We start from the raw sequence: 26,540 nt of genomic DNA, 5'->3' as shown, positions 1-26,540 counted from the left end.
CGCCTCTCGGCACCGGGTTCTTTGAATGCAAATTCGCTCGACGCTTACTTCGTGGCGGCTTCGTACATTTCGAGTACGTAGTCCCAGTTGATCAGGCTGTCGACGAAGGCTTCGAGATACTTCGGGCGGGCATTGCGGTAGTCGATATAGTAGGAGTGTTCCCACACATCGACGCCGAGGATCGGCGAGGCGCCGTGCACCAGCGGGTTTTCGCCGTTCGGGGTCTTGGAGATGGCGAGCTTGCCATCCTTGACCGAGAGCCAGGCCCAGCCGGAACCGAACTGGGTCGCGCCGGCCGAGGTGAAGTCGGCCTTGAACTTGTCATAGCCGCCGAGATCGCTGTCGATTGCCGCCTGCAGCTTGCCCGGCAGCTTGGTGCCGCCGCCGTCCTTCTTCATCCACTTCCAGAAATGGATGTGGTTGTAGTGCTGGGCGGCGTTGTTGAAGAGGCCCTGGTTGGTGCCGAACGACTTCTTCACGACTTCCTCGACCGACAGGTCGCCCATGCCGGCTTCGGCGGCGAGCTTGTTACCGTTGTCGACATAGGCCTTGTGGTGCTTGTCGTGGTGATATTCGAGCGTCTCCGCCGACATGAAGGGTGCGAGCGAGTCGTAGGCATAGGGGAGTTCGGGCAATTCGAAAGCCATGGTAAAATCTCCTTTTGGCAACTGATTGCGGAAATCGGTGATCGGGAACATAGGAGGGGAACCCTGCCGAGGCAACCTGCCAAAGGTCAAAATCATTCCGGCGGGGAGAAGATTTATCTCCTCCGCTGGGCTAGAAATCCATGTGTTTTCTATGGTCGCCGAATTGGCGCCCTCCGATCGAAAAGGATGCTTCCATGCCGCGACTCGCTCCAGCCTTTGTCCTGTTCCTCGCCGCCGCCGTTCCGGCCTTTGCCTCCTCCGACGATGCCTGGCAGGAATTCGCCGAGGAGGTCGGGAAGAAGTGCCTCGAAGCGGCAGCGCCCGTGCTCGAACAGGCCAGGGCGGCGGTCGATCCGTTCGGCAGCGAGCGCTTCGGGCTAGCCGTGCTGTCGGGCAAGGCGAAGGGCGCAGACGCGACCGTCACCTATGTCTGCGTGATGGACAAGCAAACCGGTGCCGTCGAACTCGGCAGCGAACTGCCGGCCGAAACGCTGGGTGTCACGATCCCCTGAGGGGCTACAAAAAGCGGTCAGGATCGGGCAGCGCCTCGGTACTGAAACCGAATTCGGCGCGCGCCATCCTGCACTCTTCGTCGCCCGGCATGCAGGTGCGGCACACCAGCGGTCGGTCGGCATAGACTGCGCAGCCGACATGCTTGCCGACCTCGCCGGTCAGTGCCGCGCAACGGCCGCCCTCGAACTTCATGCCGGAAAGGTCGGCCGCGATGAACTTGTCGGGAATGCGGGCGATCTCCTCGTCGCTTTCCAGCGAGAAGCGCGGCCAGTCGGCGCTGTAGGCGCAACAGGCGCCGCAGGTCTGGCAGTCGAAGATATCGGGCGGCGAGGTTTCCAGCATCTTTCGGTCAAAGCAGATCGGAGGGCCAAAAGCCAGCCCGTTACGCGCAAACTCAGCCGCGTGCCGGCTGATCCCGAAGGCCAATGGCGAAGATCGCCGCGAAGCCCAGCATCATGACCCCCGTCAGGATAGGGGCGGCATCGAGCGCCCAGTCCATGATCAGTCCGGTGGAACTGGAACCGGCCGCGCTGCCGATCGCGTAGATCAGCGCATAGGCAGCCGCTCCCGATACCAGCAGCCCGCCGCGAAACTTGTCGCCGAGCAGGGTCAGCGCACAGGTGTAAAGCGAGAAGCTTGCAGCCCCGAGAAGCGAGACGGCGAGAAGCAGCGGCGCCTGATTGCTGAGAAAGGGAAGCGCCATGAAGCTCGTGCCGCAGAGCGCTGCGGACGACACGGCCACCAGCTTCCGCGAGCTTCGGTCGAGCAGCCAGCCGACAAGCGGTTGGGCGATCGCCGTCGGCAGCGCCACCATGCTGACGACTAGGGCGGCGAAATTCTCCGAATAACCGCGCTCGACGAAATAGAGCGGGATGGTCGATATGGCTGCTATGTCGGAATATCCGAAGGCGAGCACCATCAGGAGAAGAAGCGGCGCGGTCCGGGCGAAGGCGATCAGGCCGCGCGCCGAAGCCGCCTCCGGCCGGGTGCGAGCGAACCGGCCGAGCATGACCGTGACGAAGGCGACGAAGGCGACATAGACGGCAATGAGCGCAAAGGCGAAGCCGTCCTCGGTGCCGACCAAAGGGATGGCGAGCGGTCCCGCGGCAAAACCGGCGCACATGCCCGCGCCATAGGCGCCCGAGACGCGGCCGCGCAGCCGATCCGGGCATGCGGTATTGAGCCAGGCTTCGCTCATGGTGAAGATGATGCTGGTCGAAAAGCCGAGCGTGAAGCGGGCGACGAACCACAGCCACAGTTCATCGAATGCGGCAAAGGCCGCAAGCGAGGCCGACGCGCCAACGAGCCCCGCGACGATCAGCCGGTCACCGCGCAGGAGCGCCGTTAGCTTGCCGATCATCAGCGTCGACGTCGCCAATCCCGCGGCAAAGACGGCGGCATTCAGTCCGGACAGGGTGGAGGAGACGCCACGCCCTTCCATCACCAGCGCGATCAGCGGATAGGTCAGCCCCTGGCCGACGGAAAAGGCCGTGACGCCGAGAATGACCACGGCGATCGCCGCCCAGTCGGGCGCGAAATCCTCGGCGATGGCATGCAACGACATGACGGCCTCCCTCAAGGCGCAGAGGCCCTTAGGTTCGGGCTTTTGGTCCGGTCTATCCGGGGGAGGGGCGGAAGTCCAGCAGGGGGGCGTCGAGGGATGACGTCCCTCTTCTCCCCAACGGGGAGAAGGTGGCGCGCAGCGCCGGATGAGGGGGGCGAAGCCAGCTTGAGCGCGGTGCACGCAGCCCCCTCATCGCCTCGCATGCGCTCGGCACTTCTCCCCGTTGGGGAGAAGAGGATGACGACGGACACCCGTCGCTACTCTTCGCTCTGCCGCGTGCAGACAATAGTCCTTCTTGATGCAAGCCGTCGAAGGGGTCGAGCACATAGCCTTGCCCTCGACGAGCCGGCAGACGCTGCACTGGTCGGCGAATTCGATGCAGCCGGGTGTTTCCTGCAGGAATGCCTGCATGCTCCGCAGGCCGGCAGCCGCGTCATCGCCCGACACCGGCCGGATCATGCCGAGCAGCACGAAGAATCATTATGCAGGTCGCCGCGGCTTGCTCAGCCATCGCCTCAGATCGCTTTTCGACGGTCATACTACGCTACTCTAGCCTGCCGCATTCACCCCGACGCCGGCCTGGCCGAGCGCCTTGAACACCGTCTGGGTGATGCCGGCGGCGTCGAGGCCGGCCTTGGCATACATGACTTCCGGCTTGGCCTGGTCCATCCAGAAATCCGGCAGTACCAGGGAGCGGAATTTCAGGCCGTTGTCGAGCAGCCCTTCGCTGGCGAGCAGCTGCACGACCTGGCTGCCGAAGCCGCCGACGGCGCCCTCCTCGACGGTGACCAGCACCGCGTGGTGGCGGGCGAGCTGGCGGATGAGATCCGCATCGAGCGGCTTGGCAAAGCGCGCATCGACGACGGTGGTCGAAAGGCCGGCCGCATCGAGGTCTTCGGCCGCCAGCAGACAGTCGGCGAGCCGCGTGCCGAAGGACAGGAGCGCCACCTTGGTGCCCTGCTTCATCACCCGGCCCTTGCCGATCTCGAGGATCTCGCCGCGTTCGGGCAGTTGCACGCCCACACCCTCGCCGCGCGGATACCGGAAGGAGATCGGGCCGGCGTCATAGGCCGCCGCCGTGCGCACCATATGCTTCAGCTCCGCCTCGTCGGCCGCCGCCATGACGACGAAGCCGGGAAGCGAGGCGAGAAAGCCGGTGTCGAAGGAACCCGCATGGGTCGGGCCGTCGGCACCGACGAAGCCGGCGCGGTCGATCGGGAAGCGAACGGGCAGGCCCTGGATCGCCACGTCGTGGACCACCTGGTCATAGCCGCGTTGCAGGAAGGTCGAATAGAGCGCGCAGAAGGGCTTGAAGCCTTCGGCCGCGAGGCCCGCGGCGAAGGTGACGGCATGCTGTTCGGCAATACCGACATCGAAGGTGCGCTTCGGAAAAATCTCGGCCAGCTTGTCGAGCCCGGTGCCCGACGGCATGGCGGCGGTAATGCCGACGATCTTCTCGTCCAGCGTCGCTTCCTGCACCAGCGCCTCGCCGAACACGGCGGTATAGGATGGTGCATTGGGCTTGGCCTTGGCCTGGGCGCCGGTGATGACGTCGAACTTGTTGACACCGTGATACTTGTCGGCGGCAGCCTCGGCCGGAGCGTAGCCCTTGCCCTTCTGCGTCACCACATGGATCAGCACGGGCCCCTGTCCGTTGTCGCGCACATTGCGCAGGACAGGCAGCAGGTGCTCGAACGAGTGCCCGTCGATCGGGCCGATATGGTAGAAGCCCATTTCCTCAAACATGGTGCCGCCGGTCACATAACCGCGCGCATGTTCGACCGCCCGGGTGATCGCCCGGTCGACGGTCTTGCCGAGATAGGCCGTCAGCTTCTTGCCGAGGTCGCGGAAGCCCATATAGGTGCGCCCAGACGCAAGCCGCGCCAGATAGGCGCTCATCGCCCCGGTCGGCGGCGCGATCGACATGTCGTTGTCGTTGAGAATGACGATGAGGCGCGCATCAAGCGCGCCGGCATTGTTCAATGCCTCATAGGCCATGCCGGCCGACATGGCGCCGTCGCCGATGACCGCGATCACCTTGCGGTCGGTGCCCGAGAGATCGGCCGCGACCGCCATGCCGAGCCCGGCCGAGATCGAGGTCGATGAATGCGCCGCGCCGAAGGGGTCGTAGAGGCTCTCGGCGCGCTTGGTGAAGCCGGAAAGGCCGCCTTCCTGGCGCAGCGTGCGGATGCGGTCGCGCCGGCCGGTGAGGATCTTGTGCGGATAACACTGGTGCCCGACGTCGAAGATCAGCCGGTCGTTCGGCGTGTCGAAAACCTTGTGGATGGCAATGGTCAGTTCGACGACGCCGAGCCCGGCGCCCAAATGCCCGCCGGTCTTCGACACCGCGTCGATCATCTCGTCACGCACTTCGCGGGCAAGCTGCGGCAGATCGCGGTCTTCGAGCTCGCGCAGGTCTGCGGGATAGCGGACCTTGTCCAGCAAGGGCGTCAGGGGCAGGGATGTCACGGGGCTCGAGCCTCTTGTCGTTGTCGTCTTTTCGGCGTGTCGCTCGCCTTATAGAGGATTTGCCGCTCAGGCAAAAGCTCGCGTGCACCGCGGATGGCCAGCCTCCTATATAGAGTTCAAATGCCTTGCGGCAAAGGGACAAACTCCTCCTCGTCGCCCGGCACGATGTCGAAGCGGCCGGTTCTCCACTCTTCCTTGGCCTGTTCGATCCGCTCCTTCGAGGAGGAGACGAAGTTCCACCAGATGTGCCGCTTGGAGGCCATGGCCGCGCCGCCGAAAAGCATGACATGCGCGCCCTGAGCGCCGCCGACAAGCGTCAGCGCGTCTCCGGGGCGGAAGATCAGCAGTTGGTCGGGGCCAAAGCGGTCGCCGGCGATCTCCACCTCTCCGGACAGCAGGTAGGCGGCACGCTCCTCCTGGTCGGCCTCGAAATGGAAACGGCCGCCCGGCTCAAGCGTTAGGTCGACATAGAGCGTGTCGGAAAACACCCTGACCGGGGAGCTAAGCCCGGCGGTCGAGCCGATCACGACCCGGCCGGACGCACCGTCCGCCTCGAACATCGGCATGGCGTCCTTCGACGTGTGGGCGAAGGCCGGGTCGATCTCCTCCATCTGGTCCGGTAGGGCCAGCCAGGTCTGCAGTCCGGAGACCGAATGCGGCTTGCCGCGCAACTTTTCCGGTGTGCGCTCGGAATGCACGATGCCGCGCCCTGCCGTCATCAGGTTAATGTCGCCAGGCTCGATCACCAGTTCGGTACCCAGGCTGTCGCGATGTTTGATCTCGCCGTCGAACAGGTAGGTGACGGTGGAAAGCCCGATATGCGGATGCGGCTTGACGTCGAGCGCCTCGCCGGCCCGAAGTAGCGCCGGTCCCATGCGGTCGAAGAAGATGAACGGCCCGACCAGTCGCCGCCGAGCGGTGGGGAGCGCCCGCCTGACCGCAAAGCCGCCGATGTCGCTGGAGCGCGGGATGATCAACTGCTCGATCGCGTCGCTGGCGAAGGTATCGCCGGGCAGGGGATCTTTGCCGGGAAAAAACGACATGGGTGGGCTCCTCTTGGCTATGCAGTCCTTCTGAAAAACTACTCCGTGCTGGTGGGGCGCGAAAGGCGCTGCAGATGAACAGTCCGTTCGCAGGCCCGTCGGCGTTTTGGCCGCAAACCTCCTGCGCTGTCCCCCGTCAAAAAAGGTCAATGCTGCGAATCCGAAAAGAGCGTTTCGTTAACAGTTGAGGGCCAGTTTGACCTCGTGAAAGCAATTAAAACTGGGACGTTCAAATGCATTTCTTTGGTGGAAGGCGCCGGCCCGGGAAGATATTCACAATTGTTGCTGTAGCAATGACGGCAATTATTCCGGCGAAATCTTCACTTGCTGAAGATAAATTCACTGAGACGACGCATCTGATGGCGATCGGCATTTGTCCGCCTTGGAAGCGCCAGGATGCCGAGGCTTGCCGCCGCAGCGTGGATTCCGTCGAAGCCGCCCTGACCGCGCGTCTGGGTATCGCCGACGAGAATGTCACCACCCTCCTGAACGCCGCCGCCACGACCGAAGGGTTGAAGGCGGCGTTTGCCGGTCTCAGCGGTCTCGGTCCCAACGACCGGCTGATCATCTACGCCAACCTGCATGCCGGCGGGCTCGATCCCACGGCACAGGTCGGCCCAGATAACGATGTGTTCGTGCTGTGGACCAAGGACAAGCCCGCCGCGCTGCAATTTGCCGTGGCCGAAGGCGACTGGATCATGGCCAGCGATTTCGCCGCCTGGGTGCATGCCCTGCCGGTCGGGGAGGTGATCTTCATCCTCGATGCGTGTGAATCCGGCGCCGTGACGCCCTTGTTCATCGACGCGCACCCATCGGACGACGGGTCTCGTCCGGAGGCGGTCATCGTTTCTGCCTCGGCCGACCAATTCGCCAATTTCACGGCGGACAAGTCTGTTGCCCTCTATTCCCAGCAATTGGCGCAAACGCTCGCCAGTACCAAGGGCACATTTCGACACGCGGCCGACCTTGCGGCCGAACAGACCCATGACGCGGTGATCGCGATCTGCGATCTCCAGAAATCTTCACTGGAGCAGGCGGGAATCGATCCATCGTCGTGCCTTCAACAGCCGACGACCCATGATCCCGACGCTCTGCTGACCCATATCGTGCTGCGCGACTGAACAGCAGCCGATAGACCCGAACCTCAAACTGACGGAATGAATACTATGAGAAAGATACTGATCGCATCGCTTTTCACCCTGTCTGCGACCTGTGCCTTCGCGGGTGTTCCGGGCTGGATAACGGAGAACTGGGGCACGGAAGACGTCAGCGCCGGTACCGTCTGCAAGGTCAAGGACATTCATGTTCTGACCGCATCCGCAGAAGACTGCACGACTATCGGCGGCCAAGCGACCCACACGCTCACCCAGTCGGTCGAGCCGATCACCAAGTAAGTTCCTTAGGCGGCGCTCGGCGGTCCACCATCGCACAACTCCAGACATCCGACGTCAGGCCTACTGTCCAGAATCCGCCCCCACCTCCAGTCACGGAAGCAATCCCATGAAGAAGATCCTGATCGCATCGCTTTTTTCCCTGTCGGCTACCTCTGCCTTCGCTGGTCTTCCCATTCCGGGCTGGACCACGGATGCCTATGGCACGGAAGGCGTCAGCGCCGGCACCGTATGCCAGGTCAAGGACATTCATGTCCTGACGGCATCCCCCGAGGATTGCGCGAAAATCGGCGGCGAGGCGACCCACACGCTGACCCAGTCGGCCAAGCCGATCACCAAGTAGGTTCCGTCAGGGGCGTTCGGCCCCCGTATACCGTCAGGGCCGGCATGGCGTAATCACCACGTCATCGCCGGCCTCCGCCCCCAATTCCACGCACCCGCCGTCATGGCACAACTTCCAGCCGCCGCCGGTCGCACCGGAGGCCGCGAGGCGCAGTTCCCCGATCGGCGGATTCTGCGGCGACCATTCCCACCAGCCGTCCTTGAGCACGGCGTCGTCGCCCGGCTCCATGCCGGCGCCCGAGCCCTTGACGCGGGCCGTCGTCAGCTGCAGGCCCGCCGGCGTCACGGCCCAGTCCTCCTGCCACTCTGTCTTCTCCACCGAATGAGCCCAGCTAAGCGAAAACAGCGAGACGGCGAAGCTCATCGCCTTGGCGCCTGCGAGGATGCAGACGCCCGCGCTCATGAGGCCTTTTCGGCGGTGGGCGCAGCTCGCCTTGCCGCGGTCGTCTTGCGCCAGACGACGATGGCGAACAGGATTGCGAGGCCGAAGCCGATTTCGTCGGTCATCGGCACGGCGGCAATGAGGGTGAAAGCGGCGACCACGGCCAGCGCCCGCTCGAGAATACCAAGCCTGACGCCGAGGAAACCGATCACGGCGGCGCCCCACAGCCCGATCGAGATGGCGGTCTTGAAGACGATATAGGCGACCGCCGCCGGAAAGCCGATAGACTGCGCCAGTGCGCCTCCGTCCTGCAGCATCAGGGCCGGCGTATAGACCGCCATGAATGGGATGACGAAGCCGGCCGCCGCGACCTTGATCGCCTCGATCGAGATTTTCAGCCCGCTCTCCTTGGCGATAGGCGCCGCCGCGAAACAGGCGAGCGCCACCGGCGGCGTGAGGTCGGCGAGAATGCCGAAGTAAAAGACGAACATATGGCTGACGATCAGTGGCACGCCGAGTTCGAGAAGGGCCGGACCGGCGATCGACGAGGTGATGATGTAGTTCGGGATGGTCGGGATGCCCATGCCGAGCACGATGCAGGTGACCATGGTCAGCAACAGTGACAGAAACAGGCTGTGGCCACCGACCGAAACGATGAACTGGCCAAAGGTGTTGGCGGCCCCCGTCAGCGTCATGGTGCCGACGATCACGCCGACCACGGCGCAGGCGATGGCGACCGGCAGCGCCGTCTTGGCGCCGTCGGCGAGCGAATCGCGGCAGATGAGCAGCGTTTCGCGGCCGCCCTTGGAAAACGCGTTCCAGCCGATCAGCACGGCGACCCCGACGAGCACGACGCCCATGCCGAACTTGAAGAAGGAGGCGGCAAGCAGTCCGAGGCCGATCCAGAACAGGACCCGCACCACCATGGAAGGCATGCCGAGCGCGATCGAGCTGCCGAGGATGAGGAGCAGGGTGAAGGCCAGCCCAACTGTGCCGGCGAACAGCGGCGTGTAGCCGGAAAACAGCAGCCAGACGAGCGCTGCCAGCGGCAGGATTAGATACCACTGGGTGGTCAGCGCTTTCATCGCCGAGGGCAGTTCGTTCTTCGGCAGTCCGTGCAGCGAACGCTTTCCGGCTTCGAGGTGAACCATCCAGAAGGCAGAGCCGAAATAGAGGATCGCCGGAATGATCGCCGCCTTGACGATCTCGTGGTATTCGACGCCGAGCGTTTCGGCCATGATGAACGCGACCGCTCCCATGACCGGCGGCATGATCTGCCCGCCCATCGAGGCGGTGGCCTCGACACCGCCGGCAAAGGCGGCGCGGTAGCCGAAGCGCTTCATCAGCGGAATGGTGAACTGGCCGGTCGTGACGACATTGGCGACCCCGGAGCCGGAAATCGTGCCCATCAGCGCCGAGGAGATGATCGCCACCTTGGCGGCGCCGCCCTGCTTGTGACCGACAAGGCCCAGCGAAATGTCGGTGAACAGCCGGATCATTCCGGCCTTCTCGAGGAAGGCGCCGAACAGGATGAAGAGGAAGATATAGGTGGAGGAGACATAGATCGGGATGCCGTAGATCCCTTCGGTGCCATAGGCCATGTGCTCGATTACCTGGCCGAAGTCGTAGCCGCGGTGGTCGAACGGGGCAGGCAGGTATTCGCCGAACAGGCAATAGGCGAGGAACAGGCCGGAAATGATCGGCAGCGTCGGCCCCATGGCGAACCAGGCGGCGGCAAAGACGGTGAACAGGGCGATCACACCCATGACCAGGTCCATCGGCAGCGGATCCCCGGCCCGCACCAGCAGCGCCTCGTATTCGACCCACTGGTAGCCCGCGACGGCAACACCGAGCAGCGCGAGCCCCCAGGTGACGGCCTTGCCGAGCGGGCCGTAGCCACGCGCCAGCGCCAGCAGCGGGAAGATCAGTGCGGTGACGAAGCCGACATGCACGGCGCGCACGACCTGGCTTGGAAAATCGATCACGTGCGCGGCGGTCGCCACCTGGAACAGCGAAAAGGCGATCGCCAGATAGAACAGGACGCGGCCCTCGCGTCCGGGCGGAAAACTCTCGGCGAGGGGATCGTGCAGACCGAGTTCGCGGCTGTCGGCCGGCATGTCGTGCTTGACCGTGTCATGCAGCATGAAATGCTCCTGATACCGGCGTCTGGCACCGGGCATGTCGTTGGGAATGAAGGCTCAATGAAAGATGCGGCCCGGGCAAGACCGGGCCGCAATGGGCATCAGAGCATGCCCTTTTCCTTGTAGTAGCGCTCGGCGCCCGGATGCAGCGGCACCGGCATGCCGGTCAGCGCGTTTTCCAGCTTGATCTGGGCTGCGGCCTTGTGGGCGGCTTCCATCTCCGGCAGGTTCTCGAACAGCTGCTTGGTCATCTGGTAGGCGGTCTCGTCGGAGACTTCCGAATGGGTGATCAGGAAGTTGACCACGGCAACGGTCGGTACGTCGGCATCCTGGCCCTGATAGGTGCCGGCGGGGATGGTTGCCGCCACATAGGGCGCGCCGAGCTTGGTCACCACGTCTTCCGGCACGGCGACCATCTGGATCTCGACTGAGGTGGCGAGGTCCTTGATCGCCGACACGCCGAGGCCGGCCGATTGCAGCGTCGCGTCGAGCTGGCGGTTCTTCATCAGCTCGACGGATTCGGCGAACGGCAGATATTCGGTCTTGGCGAGGTCCTCATAGCTCATGCCGGCCGCACCGAAGATCGCCCGGGCGTTGAGCTCGGTGCCGGACTTGGCGGCGCCGACCGAGAGGCTCTTGCCCTTCATGTCGGCGAGGCTGGCAATGCCGGACTCCTTGGCAGCAACGATCTGGATATAGTTCGGATAGATGGCGGCAATGCCGCGCAGCTTGTCGAGCGGTGCCTTGAAGCCGGCATCGGCATCGCCGTCCCAGGCGAGCTTGACGCTGTCGCCGAGGGCAAAGCCGATCTCGCCCTTGCCCTGCTGCAGAAGGTTGAGGTTCTCGACCGAGGCCTTTGTGGCCTGGACCTGGGTGCGGGCACCCTCGATCTTCTCGCCATAGATCTTCGACAGTGCCGCCCCGAGCGGATAGTAAACGCCCGAGGTCCCGCCGGTCAGTACGTTGATGAATTCGGATGCCTTGGCCGAGACAGCGCCAAGTGCGGTCGACAGCGCGAGAGCGCCGGCAAGTACGGTTGCGAGTTTCGTGGTCTTCATGAAGGTCCTCCCAAACCTGTGTGTTGATGGGGGCATCATGGGCGAGGCGATGCCCGCGCGTCAATCGCGAGCAGGCTTTTTTGCCGGGATAACGATAAGCATGCTTTTCGATCGCCTGCCGGTTCAAGCGTTTGGTTTCTGACGCAATTCGCCTATTGCGGGTCCAGCGGCTCTGTGCCGGCGGGCTTTCCGGCGCGGTCGAGGCGGATCTTCTCGATCCGGCTTTCGGCGGCGTTGAGTAGCGTTTCGCAATGTTTCTTCAGCAGCTCGCCGCGCTCGTAGATGGCAATCGACTCGTCGAGCGCCACGTCGCCGCGCTCCAGCCGCGCCACGATGCTTTCGAGTTCGGCGACCGCCTTCTCGAAGGAATAGGCGGAAATCTCGGCGGAAACGGCGTTCTCGGTCATACTCAACCCTTCATCAGTCGCAGGATGTGCAGGCCGGCCGATTCGGCCAGACCTTCCAGATCATAGCCGCCTTCGAGAATGCTGACGACCCGGTTATGGGCAAAACGGTCGGCCACTTCCATCAGCCGCCCCGTCGCCCAGTCAAAATCCTCGCCGACCAGGTTGATCTGCGCCAAGGGATCGCGATGGTGCGCGTCGAAGCCGGCCGAGATCAGGATGATGTCGGGGGCGAAATCGTGGAGCGCCGGCAGGACGCGGCTCTTGAACGCCTCGCGGAAATGATCCGAGCCGACATTGGGCGAGAGCGGCGCATTGACCACATTGTTCTTCGATCCCGTCTCGTCCCTGGCGCCGGTGCCGGGATAAAGCGGCATCTGATGGGTCGAACAGAACAGCACGGACGGATCGTCCCAGAAGATGTCCTGCGTGCCATTGCCGTGGTGCACGTCCCAGTCGACGATCGCCACCCGCTCGGCGCCGTACTTTTTCTGCGCATGGCGCGCCGCGATCGCCACCGTGTTGAACAGGCAGAAGCCCATGGCCTTGGATTTTTCCGCATGGTGGCCCGGCGGGCGCCCGGCGACGAAGGCATTGGAAATCTCGCCGGTCATCACCGCATCGACGGCCGCCATCGCCCCGCCGATCGCCGTCAGCACCGCCTGCAGGCTCTTCGGCGAGGCATAGGTGTCGGCTTCGATCTGGTTGATCTCGCCCTCTTCCTCGGGGATCTGTCGCATGACGGCAAAGAGATGCTCTTCCGGATGGGCGAGCAGGACGGCATCCTCGTTGGCGATCTTCGCCTCGACGCGTTCGAGCGGCGCGAAGTTGGGATGCTCCAGCGCGATATTGAGCGAGCGCAGCCGGTCGGCGCGTTCCGGATGCCCGGCGGGCGTCTCATGCTCGAGAAAGACGGCGTTCTCGTAGAGGCGTGTGGTCATCGCGCTTTCTCCTTGGAAGGTCGAGGCCAACATAGTGCGCGCGATCGTCATGTTCCACCGCGGAGACAAAGCGGGGCTTCGTCCTGTGGACAGAGCGGGCGGATCGGCGGGCACGACGGTCCGTCCGAACGCGGCCATTTTTGACCGCGCCTTGTGATTGCCGGCAAAATGCCCTTGAATGTCAGGGGCAATCGCGCAAGGGGAGAGGTTTCATGGACGATCTGGAACGCGTCGAGGTGACGGATATCCGCGTGCCCTATCGCGACATCGACATGACCGGCAGGCTGCACAATGCCGCCTATCTCGCCTATGCCGAAACCGCGCTCTCCCATTTCTGGCGCTATCGTCCGCCGCTGGAGGACGAGCCGCATTTCCAGGCGACCAAGATCGAGATCCGTTTCCACGAGCCGCTGAGGCTGGACGACAAGGCCCGCATGACCGTCACCATCGACAAGATCGGCGGCAAGTCGATCGGCTTCAATGTGCTGATCGAGAAGGACAAGACGCTTTGCGCGGAAATCGAGGTGATCTGGGCGGCTAGCGCCCCGGAGACCGGTGAACCGGTGGGTCTGCCGGAGGATATCCGCGACTGGCTCTACGGCTATCTGAAGTAAGTTCGGGCCAATCGACGACGCCTCATGCCTGCACTGGGTTGCGGCCGCGGACAGCGAGGCTGCCGCGGCTGCTGGTTTTTGATCAGAGGCTGATGCGCCGGCCTTCCTTGTCGGCCGACTTGCGGTCGGCGCCGTGCCTTTCGATGATGACCTTTGCATCCTCGACGGAGATGCGGTGCTTCTTGGCGAACTGAATGGGCTCGTAGGGCAGGTTCTTCGCCGAAGTATTCGTCTTGGTGTCGGACATGAATGTCTCCTGTTGTGGTGGGCTCGGCGGGATACCGAGGCCATGGGATCGGATGGAAGGGCAAGAGGGACGAGGCGCCAGGCCTTGGTGCGGCATGCGCCCCACGTGATGCGACCGCATCCCTTGGCGATGGCGGCCTAGTATTTTTTCCGGCGGACCACCTTGTTGCCGCGCGGTCCGGTCTCAACCGGGGTCCGGCTGCGGCTCTCCTCGATCAGGGTGCGCCACCGCCCCAGCCGGTCGGCGTCGAGTTGGCCGGAGGCGACCGCCGCCTGCACGGCGCAGCCCGGTTCGTGGACATGGGTGCAATCACGAAACCGGCATTGCTCCGAAAGCTCGGAAATATCACCGAACAGCGTGTCGATGCCGTCGGTCACGTCGCTCACATAGAGCGTCCGAATGCCCGGCGTGTCGATCACCCAGCCGCCGCCGGCAATCGCATGCAGCGAGCGGGCCGTCGTCGTGTGGCGACCCTGCGCATCATGCTCGCGGATCGTGCCGGTCTTCTGCGCCGTCTCGCTCGCCGAGCCGGCCAGGGTGTTGACCAGTGTCGATTTCCCCACCCCGGAAGAACCGACCAGTGCCACCGTCTGCCCAGCCCCAAGCCACGGTTTCAGCGTTTCGATGGCATCGGCCGAGCGGGCGTTGAGCACGACCACCGGCAGGTCGCGCTGCAGGGCCTCGGCCCGGCGACGATAGTCGTCGGCATCGGCGGCGGTGTCCGCCTTGGTCAGAACGATCACCGGTCGGGTCCCCGCCTGGTGGGCCATGATCAGGTAGCGTTCCAGCCGTGCCGGGTTGAAGTCGGCATTGCACGAGGTGGCGATGAACAGCGTATCGACATTGGCGGCCGCCAGTTGCAGGCCGTTCCGGATCTCGCTGTGCCGTTGCAGCAGGGTCTTTCGTTCGAGGCGGCGCACCAGCATGTCGGTCAGCGGATCGGCCAGAACCCAGTCGCCCACGGCAAAGTCGGCAGTATTGGCATTGGCCGCAAGCTCGAGCCCGACCGGCCCGTTTGCGTCGATCGCCTCGAGGCGGGCCCGGTGAACCGAGGCGACGCGCCGGGGTGCGAGATGGGCCTCGCCCGGCTCCACTTGAGCGGCAAAGAAATCGGACCAGCCGAGCCGTTCCAGCGATGAAGACGTGTCGGACCCGCTCAAGGCTTGATCCGCGGACTGAAAGTATGGGGCATCGGTCAGCTTCCCGTCGAATGGAGATATTACGGTATCGCAGGGCCGTCTTGCCGCGACCACGCAGGCCTGTGTTCGTTCATGCCCCGTCAAGCTCGGAAATACCTGCCAACCTTACGCACGGTCGAAGGTAAACGAGGTCAACAGGCTGGTCACGAAGTTGCTGGCTTTCTCCTTCACCAGAAGCTCCGTCCATTCGTTTGTACCCCGAAGCATCAGGCCGGTATAGATGCTGTCGACGGCGGCCTCTTCAATGCGCTTGATATGCGCCTGGAATTCGGCCTCGCTGCCGGTCCTGTAGATGTCGCGAACGACGATCCGCAGGATCTCCTGGATGGCGATCTGCCAGGCGGTGGTGGTCGCCTGGAGCTCCTTCTCCGCTGCTGTCATGGATCACTCCGATTATTCTGTGGCTCGACCACAAGGCCGGCGATCAGGATGGCCCGGATAGCGGTCAGACGGTCAGGAAGGCATAAAAAAAGGCCAGGCAATATGCCTGACCTCGCTTGGTAACTTGGCTTTCGACAGTGCCAGTACATCCGTGGTCAAAGGAAAGCCGTTACCGATTATACGGCCTGCAGGTTGCAGGCGGACATCTTGCCCGACTTGTTGTCGCGCTCCATGTCGTAGCCGATCTTCTGGCCTTCGACGATTTCGCGCATTCCGGCGCGTTCGACGGCCGAGATGTGAACGAAGGCGTCCTGGCCGCCGTCGTCAGGCTGAATGAAGCCGAAGCCCTTGGTGGAATTGAACCATTTAACTGTGCCAGTGGTCATGATGAACCCTTTCTTAGCATACTGATTGACCACAGCGCGGAAGCGCTGCGGATGAAGATAACGATTTTTGAAAGGAAGGTTCGTTCAGGGCGCGGTGCCAGACGCGCGGTAACCAAAGCTCAGCAAGCAAATCTCGATAAGCTTCATATAGAGAGTGATGGCCAGCTTGTCAACTTTTAGTTTATCGAGGTTGATTTATTCGTACTTTGGTTGTGAATTTCGACGGATGCAATCCAGCGCAACGAATTGAGCGGGGGAACCTGCCGGAACGATGGCGTGCTGTTTCCTTCGCAAGAAGGCCGATCGCTTTCCTCAGAAGCTCCCCGGCGGGTTCTCGTCGCAGTCGTAGAGCACGCCCTCGGGCTTGGCGCCGCCCATGGTGCAGAAAATGCCGCCCCAGTGATAGCCGGTGCCGGAGGCGGTCCTGACCTTGAACCACTGGAAGTCGTCGGTCCAGATTCCGGTCGCCTCGATGAGTTCGATCGGCTGGCCAAGCCTGATGCTCGCCTTCTTCTTCGAGTCCATGCCTGGGCCGGCGCGCAATATCCCGCCATAGGAGAGCGCCGAGAGGTCCTCGATCGGTGTGGCCGCCGGGTCCTCGGCTGGATCAGCGCCGTCCGCGGCGGCGGAATCGTTTTCCGCCTCGAACATGCTCTGCACGTCGCCGTGGCAGCGTTCCGGAATCTTGCCCCATTGGGCGTCGTTGGCGAAACACTGCATCACCGGCGTCTTGCCGCAGAGCTCTTCGACCGCCTGCATGCAGGCCTCGTCATAGCCTTGCGCGCGGGACGCAGTGGAAGTTCCGCAGGCTAGGAACAGGGGGAAGAGGGCGAAGAGGAAAGTCCGTGTCTGTCGCATGAGGGCCCCGGGACGCTGGATGCGGCGGGCATCGTGCCGGCCGCGACTGGAGCTCATGCTATCGAAGCGGGTCTCAGAAGCACGGGCCATTTTGGGGATTTGATCGCCGTTCGGCAAGGACCCCGCCGCGTTGGACGGCGAGGCCGGCATTTTGAGGCCGGGCTTGGCGATTGCGGCCCGAAGCCTTATGCCCCGGCGCCGGTCACGCGCCAGATAACGTCGCCGACATCGTCCGCGACCAGCAGGGAACCGTCCGGGCCGATGGTGACGCCCACCGGGCGGCCGTAGGAGTACTTCTCGTCCGGCGCCAGGAAGTCGGTGAGGATGTCGCGCGGCGGACCCGAAGGGCGGCCGTCCTCGAACGGCACGAAGATCACCTTGTAGCCGGCGAGGTTGGAGCGGTTCCACGAGCCGTGCTGGCCTATCACCATGCCGTCGGGGAAGCCGGGCAGCGTGCCGGCGGGCAGCCAGCAGAGGCCGAGCGAAGCCGTGTGGCCGCCGAGCGCATAGTCGGGGCGGATGGCGGTCGCGACCTTGGCCGGGTCCTGCGGCACGCGGTCGTCGACGGTCTTGCCCCAGTAGCAGAACGGCCAGCCGTAGAAGCCGCCGTCCTTGACCGAGGTGAGATAGTCGGGGGGCGTCTCGTCGCCGAGCCCGTCGCGCTCGTTCACGACGGTGAAGAGGTCGCCGGTCGTCGGCTCGAAGGCAAGGCCGACGGGATTGCGCAGGCCGCCGGCGAAGATTCGCTGAGTGCCGTTCTCGAGGTCCACCTCATAGATGCAGGCACGCCCCTCCTCGGCCTCGAAGCCGTGCTCGGCAATATTGCTGAGCGAGCCGACGCCGACATAGAGTTTCTTTCCGTCGCGGCTCGGCAGGATGCTGCGGGTCCAGTGGCCGGCCGGCTTGTAGTCGGCGATCTTGCGGCCCTCAGCCTGGATCTTCGTTGCGCCCTCCGTATAGGGAAAGGCCATGATGCCGTCGGTATTGCCGACATAGAAAGTGCCGTCGAGCATGGCCATGCCGAAGGGATGGTTGAGGCCCTCCATGAAGGTGTGGCGCACCTCGGCCACGCCGTCGCCATCGGCATCGCGCAAGAGCGTGATGCGGTTGGGGCTGTTGCCGACGGCCGCTGCCCGCTTCATCGTCGAATACATGGCATAGTCGAAGGGCGTCCTGATCCGCCCGCCGTCGACGCCGAGCGCCTCGGCCGTCAGCACGTCGCCGTTCGGCAGCACATGGATCCAGCGCGGGTGCTTGAGGCCCTTGGCGAAGGCATTGACCTTGAGGCCGGGGGCGGCGGTCGGCGCATGGCCGTCCTCCCAGCCCTTGGCCGTCGGCATTTTGAGCGTCGGGATGCGCTGCGGCTTTGCTTCGGGAATGATCGGCGCGCCGCCGAGGGCCGGCTTTTCCGGGCTCTTGCCCCAGCGCCGCATCAGGATCATCGCCGCGCCGATCATGGCGACAAGGCGAGCGAAAAGGGCCGTCATGTCAGTCTCCTTCAGAGTTTCGCCGGAACCATAACCGAAGCCCGAAGCGCTTGGAACTGACGAACGGCAAAATCAGCGCAGATCCTCGATCAGCTCCGGATGCCGGTCGAGCAGCCGCAGCAACTGGCTGGTCGGACCGCTGGGCTCAATCAGGCCGCGCTCATATTTGTCGAAGGCACTTTCCCCCACCTTCAGCAGCGTCCCAGCCTCCCGTTGCGAAAGCCCGAGCTTTTTTCTCAGCCGACGGATCGTCTTTGGCGACGGAATGCCGTCGATCTTTTCCTTCAGGCTGCGCAAGGCTTCGTCGGCGACGGCCATGTCGTCACCGACATGCACGCCGTCGCCGTCGCCCTCGGGATAATAGCCGGGGAGGTCGATCGTCACAGTCTCACCCTTGTAGCCAAGCTCGAACGGGCGACTGTCGCGCCGCAGGATCGCTCCCGTCTCGGGCGAGGTCATCGTATCCGGCAGTGTCCGCGCGGCGGATGTCATGGTCACTTCTCCTTGAACGACATCACGGTGAATTCGGTGACGACGTCGGCCTGGAATTTCACGCAGAGCAGCAGGTCGTCCACCGGCACGTGATAGACGTCCTGCCAGACCCGATGGTCGGCGAACGTCGTCATCGATTTGTAGAACATCCGCCCTTCGATGGTTGCGATCGTCGCGACAATGCCGCTTCGGTCGAAGCCGAGCGCCATCGCGTCTCGCAGAGCGGACGAGGTGATCGCCAACGTACTGACGGAGCAAAGCGCAGCCTTGATCGCCGCGAGGTCATAGGTCGGGCGTAACTTTTCCAAGGAGAAATAGTGCCACCATTAAGGTGTCATTTCAAGCGGCGCATTCCGCAATAAAATGTGATTCTGACCTCACCGTCCGCGATAGACGAACGGCCCGGGTTCGGCCTCGCCGTCCTCTTCGGCTGCGGCCGCAAGGCTCGCGTGGAGCGACGAGCGGATGCAGACGGGGTCGGTGGCGGCAGCGTCGCCGGCAAGCGCCATGGCCTGGCAGCGGCATCCGCCGAAGTCGATGTGCTTGCGCTCGCAGCTGCGGCAGGGTTCCTGCATCCAGTCGTCGCCGCGATAGGCGTTGAAAGCCGCGCCCTCGAGCCAGATCTCGGCAAGCGGCGTCGCGCGGACATTGTCGAAGGTAAGCCCCGGTATGGTCTCGGCTGCATGGCAGGGCAGGACGCGCCCCGCCGGATTGACGTTGAGCCCCGTGCGGCCCCAGCCGCCCATGCAGGCCTTGGGATAGCGCGAATGGTGGTCGGCCGGCACATAGTCGATCACCAGCGTTCCGGCGAGCCGCTTCCTTGCTTCATTGACGAAGGCGGTGGTCGCTTCCACCTGCGCGCGGGTCGGCATGAGCGCGGCCCGGTTTCGCTCGGCCCAGCCGTGGAACTGCACGGTGGCGATCTCGATCCGCCGCGCGCCGAGTTCGATGGCAAGCCCCACCATGTCCTCGATCTCGTCCATGTTCTGCTTGTGGCACACCGCATTGACGGTGAGCGGAATGCCCGCCGCATGAGTCCAGCCGGCGACGGCGATCTTGCGGGCATAGCCGCCCGCATAGCCGCCGACCAGATCGGCCTTATCCGGAGTGACACCCTGGATCGACAGCTGCAGGTGGTCGAGGCCGGCCTCCGAGAGCTCTATGATCCGCGCCTCGGTCAGTCCCACGCCCGACGTGATGAGGTTGGTATAGAGCCCGAAGCCGGACGCGGCCCGTGTCAGCGCCACCAGATCGCGGCGCGAGGCGGGTTCGCCGCCGGAGAGATGCACATGCAGCACACCGAGATCGGCCGCCTGGCGGAAGACGTCGATCCATTCCTCGGTCGAAAGCTCTTCCGAGGCGCGGGAAAGCTCCAGCGGGTTCGAGCAATAGGGGCAGGCGAGCGGACAGCGATGGGTGAGTTCGGCCAGCATGGCGATCGGCGGTGGCGGGCGCCGGGCGGCGAAACGGACGGGTGAGGGGTGTTCGTTCATCGGACGATCTCCAGCAGGCGCCGGTCGGAAAATTCGCGGATGAAGGTGATCACGTCGGCGAGCACCTGATCCTGCGGCGCCTCGAACTGACGGGCGAAATCCGCAGCGATTGTATCGAGGTCGCGGGTCCCGTCCAGGGCCTTGACGATGGCAACCGCGATTTCGTCAAGCGCCAGTGCCCTTTCGGGCGCGAGCAGGACCGTCTGGCCACGCACCGGGTCCTCGCGCAGCCGCACGCCGCGCGCCAGCCGGGCGACGGTTGCGCCGGTCACCGCGACGCCGGCGCCGCCGGCGGCCGCGCTTTCTCCACTGACAGGGGCCGTCCCTTCGCCGCTCATTCCGCCGCCCCGCGCAAGGGGTTCTCGTCGAGCGCGCCGGTCACGCCCTCGCGCCCGTCCCAGCCGCCTGGCGGAAGGCGCGCCGGCGCCACATAGGCCGAATGCAGCGTATCGAGTTGCGACCACAAGACATCCGTCTTGAAGGTGAGCGCGGCGGCTGCCGCATCCTGCTTTTCCAGCGTGTCGGCATGGTCGAGCACGAAGGCCAGGCCGAACTTGACGTCCTGAGGCGCCTCGTTCAGCCGCTGGCGGAAATAGGAGAGCGCGCTGTCATCGGCAAAGGCATAGTGTTTCAGAAGTCCGGCGATACGGTTTTCGTGGATCGCCGGGGCGAAGAGTTCGGTGAGCGACGAGGCGATCGCCTCGAGCAGCGGCTTTTCCCGGACGAAATGCACATAGGCATCGACGGCAAAGCGCGTGCCCGGCAGCACGCCGCGGGTCGAGGCGACGAAATCGGGATCGAGCCCGACGGCTTCCGCAAGCTTCAGCCAGCGGCGGATGCCGCCGCCCTCGTCGATGCCGCCGTCATGGTCCTCGATGCGGCTGCGCCAGATGCGCCGCAATTGCGGATCCTCGCAGCGCGACAGGAAGGCCGCGTCCTTCATCGGGATGCGGCTTTGATAATAGTAGCGGTTGATGACCCAGGCCCGCACCTGGATCATCGAACAGCCGCCGCCATGCAGCATCTGGTGAAACGGGTGCTTGTCGTGATAGCGCGACGCCCCGATCGCCTGAAGGCGCGCCTCGAAGGCGGCTCTGTCCTGGGCCTGTCTGTCAGGATTGGGCAACAAGGGTAACCTCCATTCCGTCATGGCCGATTTCGAAACCCGCAGCCTCGACCAGGTCGCGCTCCGGCCCGGCCCGCCAGATCGGGTTCGTGTTGTTGATATGGACGAAGACCTTGCGGCCGATCGACAGGGGCGAAAGCGCTGCAAGGCTGCCGCCTTCGCCATTGATCGGCATGTGTCCCATGCGCCGTCCGGTCTTTTGGCCGACGCCGGCCCGGATCATCTCGTCGTCCTCGAACACCGTGCCGTCGAAGAAGACGAGGGCTGCCCCTTCGAGTCTCTGCGCCAGCGCCGGCGGTATCGAGCCGCAGCCGGGAATGTAATAGGCGCGCTTGTCGCCCATCCGAAATTCGACGCCGACGGTGTCGTCCGTTTCCTGGCCGAGCTTCAGGTCGGACCCTTCGAGATAGAGCGGCACCTTGCCGGGAACGGCGAACAGCCGGATCTCAAGGCCGTCGAGCGGCGAAAACGACGTGTCGAGGCCGACCTTCCGCTGCTGCACGAGCGCGGGATCGAGCACCTGAAAGACCGGATTCTGCCCCAGCGTCTCCAAAAGCGCCGCCGTGGCAAAAACCTTGAAAGGCTGCTTTTCGCGCAGCGTCAGCAGCCCGGTGATATGATCGATGTCGCCATTGGTGACGACCACGCTTCTGATCGGGCTGTCGCGCAACTCGCGCGGATGAAGGCAGGCATTGGCTTCGATCTGGGCGCGCATGTCGGGCGAGGCGTTGAACACGACCCATCGGTCGCCGTCCGGGCTGACCGCCAGCGACGATTGCGTCTGAGGTTTGAGGCCGGACACAGGATCAAGCGCAGCGCGACAGTTCGCGCAGCCGCAGTTCCACTGGGGCAGACCTCCGCCGGCCGCGGCACCGAGCACGAGGAAACGAACTTGCGTCATCGCCTCGTGCCCGCGACGATCAATCAGAACAGTACGGGCTCGCCGCCGTCCGCCGGGGCGTAACGGTTGATTTCCATGCCGCAGCTGACCTCGACGAATTTAGGGGCATTCCATTTCATGGTAGTTCCTCCCAAGGTTGAAGAGCGCGCTTGTCGTCCCTTGCAAAAGCAAAACGCCGATTTCCGACACGTCGGAAGGCTGCCGGCTGGACACTCCTCCAAGCATTGCGATCTTATGGGTCAAGCTTTGCAGGCTGCAATACAGCGAAACGTATCGGTTTTGAGTACGCGCTGCCCGCCTTCGGTGAATGGGGGCCACGTGTCGCAGCCCGCTCGCGCCGGTCGCCAATTTTGCTATGATCCGACCTCGGGCGCGGCGTCGGATTGGCTGCCGCGGGTGATGGGCATGGCGAGGGGGCGGCCAAACGGCCGGGATCGCATGGCTTCAAGAGTGCTGAGGACGGTCCTGGTCGCGCTGGCGGCCGTGATCGGCGGATATCTCGCTGCCCTCGGCGTCGGGCTGGTCGCCTTCGATTTTCTCGAGGTTTCGCAGCGCGAGGGGGCTGCCGCCATGGGTTTGGCCTTTGTCATCGGGCCCGCCGTGGCAATCATATGCGCTCTGGTGGCGGGACTCTGGTATTGGATTTTCTCCGGAAGGCGGAACCCGCAGGCGCGGGCGCCGCGCGGATCGGCGGCTCGCCTGGGATGGGCCTTTGCCGCTGCCCTTGGCGGTTGGCTTGCCGGCCTCTTGCTGCAATGGATGCTGGAAGGCCAGTCCTATGAGACCTTTGTCGTCGCCCTGACTGTTTCGCTGGCGCCGTGGTTCTGCGCGCTGGGCTTCGCCGCCGCAACATGGTTCCTGCTGCGGCGGCGAGAGAGTTGACCGTCGGTCGTTTCCGGAACGCTACCGCTCAGGCACGCTCAGGCACGCTCAGGCACGCTCAGGCAGCAGCGGATAACCCACCATCACGGCGCGGCCGGCAAGGCCGGCGATCGCCGCCTTCAACAGGTCGCCCGGGATGAAGGCCATCGAGCCGAGAAAGGCCTTTTGAAGGCCAAGGCCTGCGCCGAAGGCGAGGTAGCCGATGCCGAAGACATAAAGCACGACGACGCCACCCAGGGTGGCCGCGACGAAGAAACCGAGCGTCTGCTTGACGGCGGACAGACCCGGACGGGCGAAGCGTTCGGCGATCAGGCCGGTGGCAAAGGCCGCCGGCACCCAGCCGATCAGGAAGCCGACGGTCGGGCCGGCGAAGACGGCAAGGCCGCCACGGCCGCCGGACAGAACCGGCAGGCCGATCGCCACCAGCAGGATGACGAGAACGGCGGCCAGCGCCCCGCGCTTGGCTCCGAGAATGACGCCGGCCAGCATCACGCCGAGCGACTGCGCCGTGATCGGCACCGGAATGAAGCCGAGGGTGATCGGCGGAACGAAGCCGAGCGCGACGATGATCGCGGCAAACAGCGAGATAAGGACGAGGTCACGGGTCTGCATGATGTCTCCCTTGGGCCTGTCGGGCAAAGCCATGAAGCGGCTTGCGAAAGCGACAGATGTGAAACAGGAATTTTCCCCAACGGAAAATGTCACTGCCCGCGAATGCCCCGGGCGTCAATGGCCGCGGCGATATTATCCGCATCCTTGAGGGTGGCGATGATCAGCGGCCCGAGCAGCGTGGTGATCTTCGGCCGGATGCCGCGCGCCCGGTGCGCCTCGCGGATCGCCTCGTAGCGGGAGAGGATTTCCGGCACGAAACGCACCACCAGCCCGACCGACAGCCCGATATCGGCGGCCTTGACGAGGCCGATCCGCTCGAGCGGCGCGGCGGCCCTGGTGATGGTGTCGATGAAGGCCGAGACCGTGGTCGTCGCGGTCACCGCAGCACCCAGCAGCATCAGCGTCGAAAGCCGAAGCACCGTCACCATCGCTTCTTCGGCGCTGGTCAGAACCAGATGGAAGAGGCCGACGATGGCAATGGTGAGGAAGACCGGCTTCAGCGGCAAAAGCGCCGCGCGCAGCGGCTGGCCGAGGCTGAAATAGAGCAGGCCCGCGGCGACCAGCGCCGGGACCAGAAGGCGCGGATCGCGCGTCAGGAAGATTAGCACCGCAATCAGCGCCAGCCCGGCAATCTTCACCGAGGGCTTCGTCCGGTGCATCAGGCTGTCGCCGGCGACATGCAGGCTTCTCATGAAAGCGCGACCTCCCGGTAGCGGGCGCTGGCCTCCGACGCGTTCCCGTCGAAGGCGATCCGCCCCTGGTGGAAGACCAGCACGCGCTCGAAGCCGGCGACGAGGTCGAGATCGTGGCTGATGACGATCGCCTGCTGCATGAGCCCGTCGATCGCCGCCTTGACCATGGCGCGGTTCTTCAGGTCCAGCTGGTTGGTCGGCTCGTCGAAGATCACCAGCTCAGGCTCGGTGACGACGACGGCGGCGAGCGCCGCCAGCTGCAACTCGCCGCCGGAGAGTTCGTGTGGCCGCCGGCCGGCGAGGTGGGTTATGCCGAAACGCTCCAGCACCCCATCGACCGCCGTCTCGAGCGCCGCGCCCTTCAGTCCCCGGCTCTTCGGGCCAAAGGCGATGTCGTCGCGGATGATCGGCAGGATGATCTGGTTGGCCGGGTTCTGGAAGATGAAACCGGCCTTCGCCAGCACCGCCTTGTCGTCCTTCACCGTGTCGAGCCCGTCGAGCGAAACCGTGCCGGCCGACGGCTTGACCAGCCCGTTGATCAGCCGCGCAAACGTCGTCTTGCCCGAGCCGTTGAGCCCGATCACGCCGATGCGGCGCTCGCAAAGCGCGACGCTCAGCGGATGAAGCGCCACCGCGGCGCCGTAGCGCACCTCTGCCCGGTCGAATGTGATCTGCAAGCCTGAAAGTCCCCGCCGATGTCCTGGGCGTCTCTATAGACCGGGGGAGGGGCGAGGGGAATATGCGCCGGCGCTGGCATTGGGGGTGCCCCTCATCCGCCTGCCGGCACCTTCTCCCCGCAGGCGGGGAGAAGGGACAAGCGGCACCGTCGGGCACGTCCCCTCTCCCCGCTTGCGGGGAGAGGGTTAGGGTGAGGGGCAGTCCTCCTTCCGCCCCCGCCCTTCGAGGGTCGCTTTCGCTCCCGCCTCAGGGTGAGGGCTACCCTTGTGCCGCTGGCGCCACCAGGCAGCCGCCCCGTCTCATCTGTCGGCCGTCTGCACCGCCACCCCAAACTCCCCATCGCTCATTGGCGCGGCCACCCCGATCGCCCCTCATGCTGAGGTGCCCGAGCACAGCGAGGGCCTCGAAGCATCCGGCCTCATTGCTCAACCCCGCCAACCGCCAACTCCCCACCCCATTGAACATATCATGAACATCCTCTACCCTCTCTTCCATGGCGATTCCTCTCTCCAACACCCAGGCGCGAAAAATCTTCCTCGAGCGGCAGGGGCTGTCCCGCCCGCCGCATCTCGCGCTCGGCAAGGCCGGGCTCTACGACCTGATCCACGACCTCGGCTTCGTCCAGGTCGACAGCATCGCGACCGTCGAGCGCGCCCATCACCAGATCCTCTTCTCGCGCAACCAGACCTACCGGCCGGAACACCTGACCGCGCTTTTGGAAAAGGACCGCGCGCTCTTCGAGCACTGGACCCACGACGCCTCGATCATCCCGTCCGCCTTCTTTCCCTACTGGAAGCACCGCTTCGTGCGGCGCGAGGCGCGCATCCTGGAGAACTGGGCCAAATGGCAGGGCGAGGGGTTCGACCAGGCCTTCGACGAGACCTACGAGAAGATCCGCGAGCGCGGCCCGATCATGGCGCGCGAGGTGAAAGCCGAGGATCACAAGTCGGGCGGTTGGTGGAACTGGCACCCGTCGAAGACCGCGCTCGAATTCCTCTGGCACACCGGCAAGCTGGCGATCGCCGGCCGCGACAATTTCCAGAAGATCTATGACCTGTCCGAGCGCGTCATCCCGCCCGAACATTTTGTCGCCGAGGTCGACCCCGACGCCTTCGTCGACTGGGCCTGCCGGCAGGCGCTGACGCGGCTCGGCTTCGCCACCCATGGCGAAATCGCCGCCTTCTTCGATCTGGTCACCCCGCAGGAGGCGAAGGCCTGGGTGGAGGACCACCGCGACGAGCTGGAGGAGGTCTTGATCGAGACGGTCGACGGCAAGCCGCGCGCCTCCTTCGCGCTTGCCGAAAGCCTGCCCGCGCTCCTGAACCCGCCCGAGCCGCCCGCCCGCATCCGCACTTTAAGCCCCTTCGACCCGCTGATCCGCGACCGCAACCGCACCGAACGCCTGTTCGGCTTCTTCTACCGCATCGAAATCTTCGTGCCCGAACCGAAGCGCGAATACGGCTACTACGTCTTCCCGCTCTTGGAATCCGACCGCCTGATCGGCCGCATCGACATGAAGGCCGACCGCAAGGCGGGCATACTCGACGTGAAACGCGTCTGGCTGGAAAAGGGTGTCAAACCGTCGGCCGGGCGGCTG

The 26,540-nt window shown here is 64.5% G+C and carries 33 protein-coding genes; 7 read left to right on the top strand and 26 right to left on the bottom strand.

Annotated features, from left to right (window positions below; translation table 11 throughout):
* Positions 1-44: 44 nt before the first annotated feature.
* Entirely contained in the window at positions 45-647 is a 603-nt protein-coding gene (locus tag RHIZ70P_RS19870) for a superoxide dismutase (RefSeq protein ID WP_115672204.1), read from the bottom strand.
* A gap of 194 nt (positions 648-841) precedes the next feature.
* Between RHIZ70P_RS19870 and RHIZ70P_RS19865 the strand changes: the two genes are divergently transcribed.
* Positions 842-1,159, top strand: a complete 318-nt coding sequence (locus RHIZ70P_RS19865) for a hypothetical protein (protein WP_115672203.1) — start codon at positions 842-844, stop codon at positions 1,157-1,159.
* A gap of 4 nt (positions 1,160-1,163) precedes the next feature.
* On the opposite strand, the gene RHIZ70P_RS19860 is transcribed toward RHIZ70P_RS19865, so the two are convergent.
* From RHIZ70P_RS19860 to RHIZ70P_RS19840, 4 genes are all read right to left on the bottom strand, one after another.
* Complete coding sequence (locus RHIZ70P_RS19860; RefSeq protein WP_115672202.1) at positions 1,164-1,502, bottom strand: YkgJ family cysteine cluster protein; 339 nt, start codon at positions 1,500-1,502, stop codon at positions 1,164-1,166.
* 52 nt (positions 1,503-1,554) lie between these two features.
* On the bottom strand, positions 1,555-2,724 hold the full coding sequence (locus RHIZ70P_RS19855; protein WP_115672201.1) for an MFS transporter: 1,170 nt from the start codon (positions 2,722-2,724) through the stop codon (positions 1,555-1,557).
* Between the two features lie 549 nt (positions 2,725-3,273).
* Positions 3,274-5,193: a 1-deoxy-D-xylulose-5-phosphate synthase gene (dxs, locus tag RHIZ70P_RS19845; RefSeq protein WP_115672199.1), complete on the bottom strand. Its 1,920-nt coding sequence runs from the start codon at positions 5,191-5,193 to the stop codon at positions 3,274-3,276.
* A 116-nt stretch (positions 5,194-5,309) separates the two neighbouring features.
* Positions 5,310-6,236, bottom strand: a complete 927-nt coding sequence (locus RHIZ70P_RS19840; protein WP_115672198.1) for a pirin family protein — start codon at positions 6,234-6,236, stop codon at positions 5,310-5,312.
* A gap of 233 nt (positions 6,237-6,469) precedes the next feature.
* Here RHIZ70P_RS19840 and RHIZ70P_RS19835 point away from each other — a divergent pair, with 233 nt between their 5' ends.
* From RHIZ70P_RS19835 to RHIZ70P_RS19825, 3 genes are all read left to right on the top strand, one after another.
* Entirely contained in the window at positions 6,470-7,357 is an 888-nt protein-coding gene (locus RHIZ70P_RS19835; protein ID WP_147294029.1) for a hypothetical protein, read from the top strand.
* Between the two features lie 45 nt (positions 7,358-7,402).
* A complete protein-coding gene (locus RHIZ70P_RS19830; protein ID WP_115672196.1) occupies positions 7,403-7,630 on the top strand; it encodes a hypothetical protein in 228 nt (75 codons plus the stop codon).
* A gap of 106 nt (positions 7,631-7,736) precedes the next feature.
* Complete coding sequence (locus tag RHIZ70P_RS19825; protein WP_115672195.1) at positions 7,737-7,970, top strand: hypothetical protein; 234 nt, start codon at positions 7,737-7,739, stop codon at positions 7,968-7,970.
* Positions 7,971-8,003: 33 nt separating this feature from the next.
* On the opposite strand, the gene RHIZ70P_RS19820 is transcribed toward RHIZ70P_RS19825, so the two are convergent.
* The 5 genes from RHIZ70P_RS19820 to RHIZ70P_RS19800 form a co-directional block, all read right to left on the bottom strand.
* The gene (locus RHIZ70P_RS19820) at positions 8,004-8,372 is read right to left on the bottom strand and encodes a DUF1850 domain-containing protein (protein ID WP_115672194.1); all 369 of its coding nucleotides are present in this window, start codon (positions 8,370-8,372) and stop codon (positions 8,004-8,006) included.
* Entirely contained in the window at positions 8,369-10,495 is a 2,127-nt protein-coding gene (locus tag RHIZ70P_RS19815) for a TRAP transporter permease (protein ID WP_115672193.1), read from the bottom strand. Before RHIZ70P_RS19815 ends, RHIZ70P_RS19820 begins: the two co-directional genes overlap by 4 nt.
* A 98-nt stretch (positions 10,496-10,593) precedes the next feature.
* On the bottom strand, positions 10,594-11,550 hold the full coding sequence (locus tag RHIZ70P_RS19810; RefSeq protein WP_115672192.1) for a TAXI family TRAP transporter solute-binding subunit: 957 nt from the start codon (positions 11,548-11,550) through the stop codon (positions 10,594-10,596).
* A 152-nt stretch (positions 11,551-11,702) separates the two neighbouring features.
* Positions 11,703-11,957 carry an exodeoxyribonuclease VII small subunit gene (locus RHIZ70P_RS19805; RefSeq protein WP_115672191.1) on the bottom strand — a complete coding sequence of 85 codons (255 nt, stop codon included), beginning with the start codon at positions 11,955-11,957 and terminating at the stop codon, positions 11,703-11,705.
* Between the two features lie 2 nt (positions 11,958-11,959).
* On the bottom strand, positions 11,960-12,895 hold the full coding sequence (locus tag RHIZ70P_RS19800) for a histone deacetylase family protein (protein WP_115672190.1): 936 nt from the start codon (positions 12,893-12,895) through the stop codon (positions 11,960-11,962).
* 212 nt (positions 12,896-13,107) lie between these two features.
* On the opposite strand from RHIZ70P_RS19800, the gene RHIZ70P_RS19795 reads away from it, so the two are divergent.
* A complete protein-coding gene (locus tag RHIZ70P_RS19795) occupies positions 13,108-13,509 on the top strand; it encodes an acyl-CoA thioesterase (protein WP_115672189.1) in 402 nt (133 codons plus the stop codon).
* An 82-nt stretch (positions 13,510-13,591) separates the two neighbouring features.
* On the opposite strand, the gene RHIZ70P_RS23090 is transcribed toward RHIZ70P_RS19795, so the two are convergent.
* The 13 genes from RHIZ70P_RS23090 to pqqA all read right to left on the bottom strand — a co-directional run bounded on the left by RHIZ70P_RS23090 (position 13,592) and on the right by pqqA (position 22,198).
* Positions 13,592-13,756 carry a hypothetical protein gene (locus RHIZ70P_RS23090; RefSeq protein ID WP_181904078.1) on the bottom strand — a complete coding sequence of 55 codons (165 nt, stop codon included), beginning with the start codon at positions 13,754-13,756 and terminating at the stop codon, positions 13,592-13,594.
* A 137-nt stretch (positions 13,757-13,893) separates the two neighbouring features.
* The gene (gene rsgA / locus RHIZ70P_RS19790) at positions 13,894-14,916 is read right to left on the bottom strand and encodes a ribosome small subunit-dependent GTPase A (RefSeq protein WP_115672188.1); all 1,023 of its coding nucleotides are present in this window, start codon (positions 14,914-14,916) and stop codon (positions 13,894-13,896) included.
* 144 nt (positions 14,917-15,060) lie between these two features.
* A complete protein-coding gene (locus RHIZ70P_RS19785) occupies positions 15,061-15,336 on the bottom strand; it encodes a hypothetical protein (protein WP_115672187.1) in 276 nt (91 codons plus the stop codon).
* A 176-nt stretch (positions 15,337-15,512) separates the two neighbouring features.
* On the bottom strand, positions 15,513-15,722 hold the full coding sequence (locus RHIZ70P_RS19780; RefSeq protein WP_115672186.1) for a cold-shock protein: 210 nt from the start codon (positions 15,720-15,722) through the stop codon (positions 15,513-15,515).
* A 312-nt stretch (positions 15,723-16,034) separates the two neighbouring features.
* Positions 16,035-16,481 carry an SH3 domain-containing protein gene (locus tag RHIZ70P_RS19775; protein WP_115672185.1) on the bottom strand — a complete coding sequence of 149 codons (447 nt, stop codon included), beginning with the start codon at positions 16,479-16,481 and terminating at the stop codon, positions 16,035-16,037.
* 284 nt (positions 16,482-16,765) lie between these two features.
* A complete protein-coding gene (locus RHIZ70P_RS19770) occupies positions 16,766-18,067 on the bottom strand; it encodes a PQQ-dependent sugar dehydrogenase (protein ID WP_115672184.1) in 1,302 nt (433 codons plus the stop codon).
* 72 nt (positions 18,068-18,139) lie between these two features.
* Entirely contained in the window at positions 18,140-18,559 is a 420-nt protein-coding gene (locus RHIZ70P_RS19765; protein WP_115672183.1) for a type II toxin-antitoxin system MqsA family antitoxin, read from the bottom strand.
* Positions 18,560-18,561: 2 nt separating this feature from the next.
* A complete protein-coding gene (locus RHIZ70P_RS19760) occupies positions 18,562-18,867 on the bottom strand; it encodes a type II toxin-antitoxin system MqsR family toxin (RefSeq protein ID WP_115672182.1) in 306 nt (101 codons plus the stop codon).
* A gap of 69 nt (positions 18,868-18,936) precedes the next feature.
* Positions 18,937-20,052, bottom strand: coding sequence for a pyrroloquinoline quinone biosynthesis protein PqqE (gene pqqE / locus RHIZ70P_RS19755; protein ID WP_115672181.1), 1,116 nt, complete (start codon positions 20,050-20,052; stop codon positions 18,937-18,939).
* A complete protein-coding gene (gene pqqD / locus RHIZ70P_RS19750; RefSeq protein WP_115672180.1) occupies positions 20,049-20,390 on the bottom strand; it encodes a pyrroloquinoline quinone biosynthesis peptide chaperone PqqD in 342 nt (113 codons plus the stop codon). The genes pqqE and pqqD overlap by 4 nt, the downstream gene beginning before the upstream one ends.
* Positions 20,387-21,202 (bottom strand): pyrroloquinoline-quinone synthase PqqC, encoded by an 816-nt coding sequence (gene pqqC / locus RHIZ70P_RS19745; protein ID WP_115672179.1) that lies wholly within the window; start codon positions 21,200-21,202, stop codon positions 20,387-20,389. Before pqqC ends, pqqD begins: the two co-directional genes overlap by 4 nt.
* Complete coding sequence (gene pqqB, locus RHIZ70P_RS19740) at positions 21,165-22,079, bottom strand: pyrroloquinoline quinone biosynthesis protein PqqB (protein WP_115672178.1); 915 nt, start codon at positions 22,077-22,079, stop codon at positions 21,165-21,167. Before pqqB ends, pqqC begins: the two co-directional genes overlap by 38 nt.
* A gap of 23 nt (positions 22,080-22,102) precedes the next feature.
* The gene (pqqA, locus tag RHIZ70P_RS19735) at positions 22,103-22,198 is read right to left on the bottom strand and encodes a pyrroloquinoline quinone precursor peptide PqqA (protein ID WP_115672177.1); all 96 of its coding nucleotides are present in this window, start codon (positions 22,196-22,198) and stop codon (positions 22,103-22,105) included.
* Between the two features lie 331 nt (positions 22,199-22,529).
* On the opposite strand from pqqA, the gene RHIZ70P_RS19730 reads away from it, so the two are divergent.
* Positions 22,530-22,961: a hypothetical protein gene (locus RHIZ70P_RS19730; protein ID WP_115672176.1), complete on the top strand. Its 432-nt coding sequence runs from the start codon at positions 22,530-22,532 to the stop codon at positions 22,959-22,961.
* A gap of 48 nt (positions 22,962-23,009) precedes the next feature.
* Here the strand turns inward: RHIZ70P_RS19730 and RHIZ70P_RS19725 are convergent, their stop codons facing one another.
* From RHIZ70P_RS19725 to RHIZ70P_RS19715, 3 genes are all read right to left on the bottom strand, one after another.
* Positions 23,010-23,573: a biotin transporter BioY gene (locus tag RHIZ70P_RS19725; RefSeq protein ID WP_115672175.1), complete on the bottom strand. Its 564-nt coding sequence runs from the start codon at positions 23,571-23,573 to the stop codon at positions 23,010-23,012.
* Positions 23,574-23,662: 89 nt separating this feature from the next.
* Complete coding sequence (locus RHIZ70P_RS19720; protein ID WP_115672174.1) at positions 23,663-24,265, bottom strand: energy-coupling factor transporter transmembrane component T family protein; 603 nt, start codon at positions 24,263-24,265, stop codon at positions 23,663-23,665.
* Entirely contained in the window at positions 24,262-24,942 is a 681-nt protein-coding gene (locus RHIZ70P_RS19715; protein WP_115672173.1) for an energy-coupling factor ABC transporter ATP-binding protein, read from the bottom strand. The genes RHIZ70P_RS19720 and RHIZ70P_RS19715 overlap by 4 nt, the downstream gene beginning before the upstream one ends.
* Positions 24,943-25,436: 494 nt before the next feature.
* Here RHIZ70P_RS19715 and RHIZ70P_RS19705 point away from each other — a divergent pair.
* Positions 25,437-26,540 (top strand): winged helix-turn-helix domain-containing protein (locus RHIZ70P_RS19705; protein ID WP_147294028.1); only part of this gene is annotated, 1,104 nt, incomplete at its 3' end.

Origin of the sequence: Paenirhizobium selenitireducens ATCC BAA-1503 (assembly GCF_900492185.1) — a bacterium.
Lineage (GTDB): Bacteria > Pseudomonadota > Alphaproteobacteria > Rhizobiales > Rhizobiaceae > Allorhizobium > Allorhizobium selenitireducens_A.
This window is presented reverse-complemented; position numbering and strand designations above follow the sequence as displayed.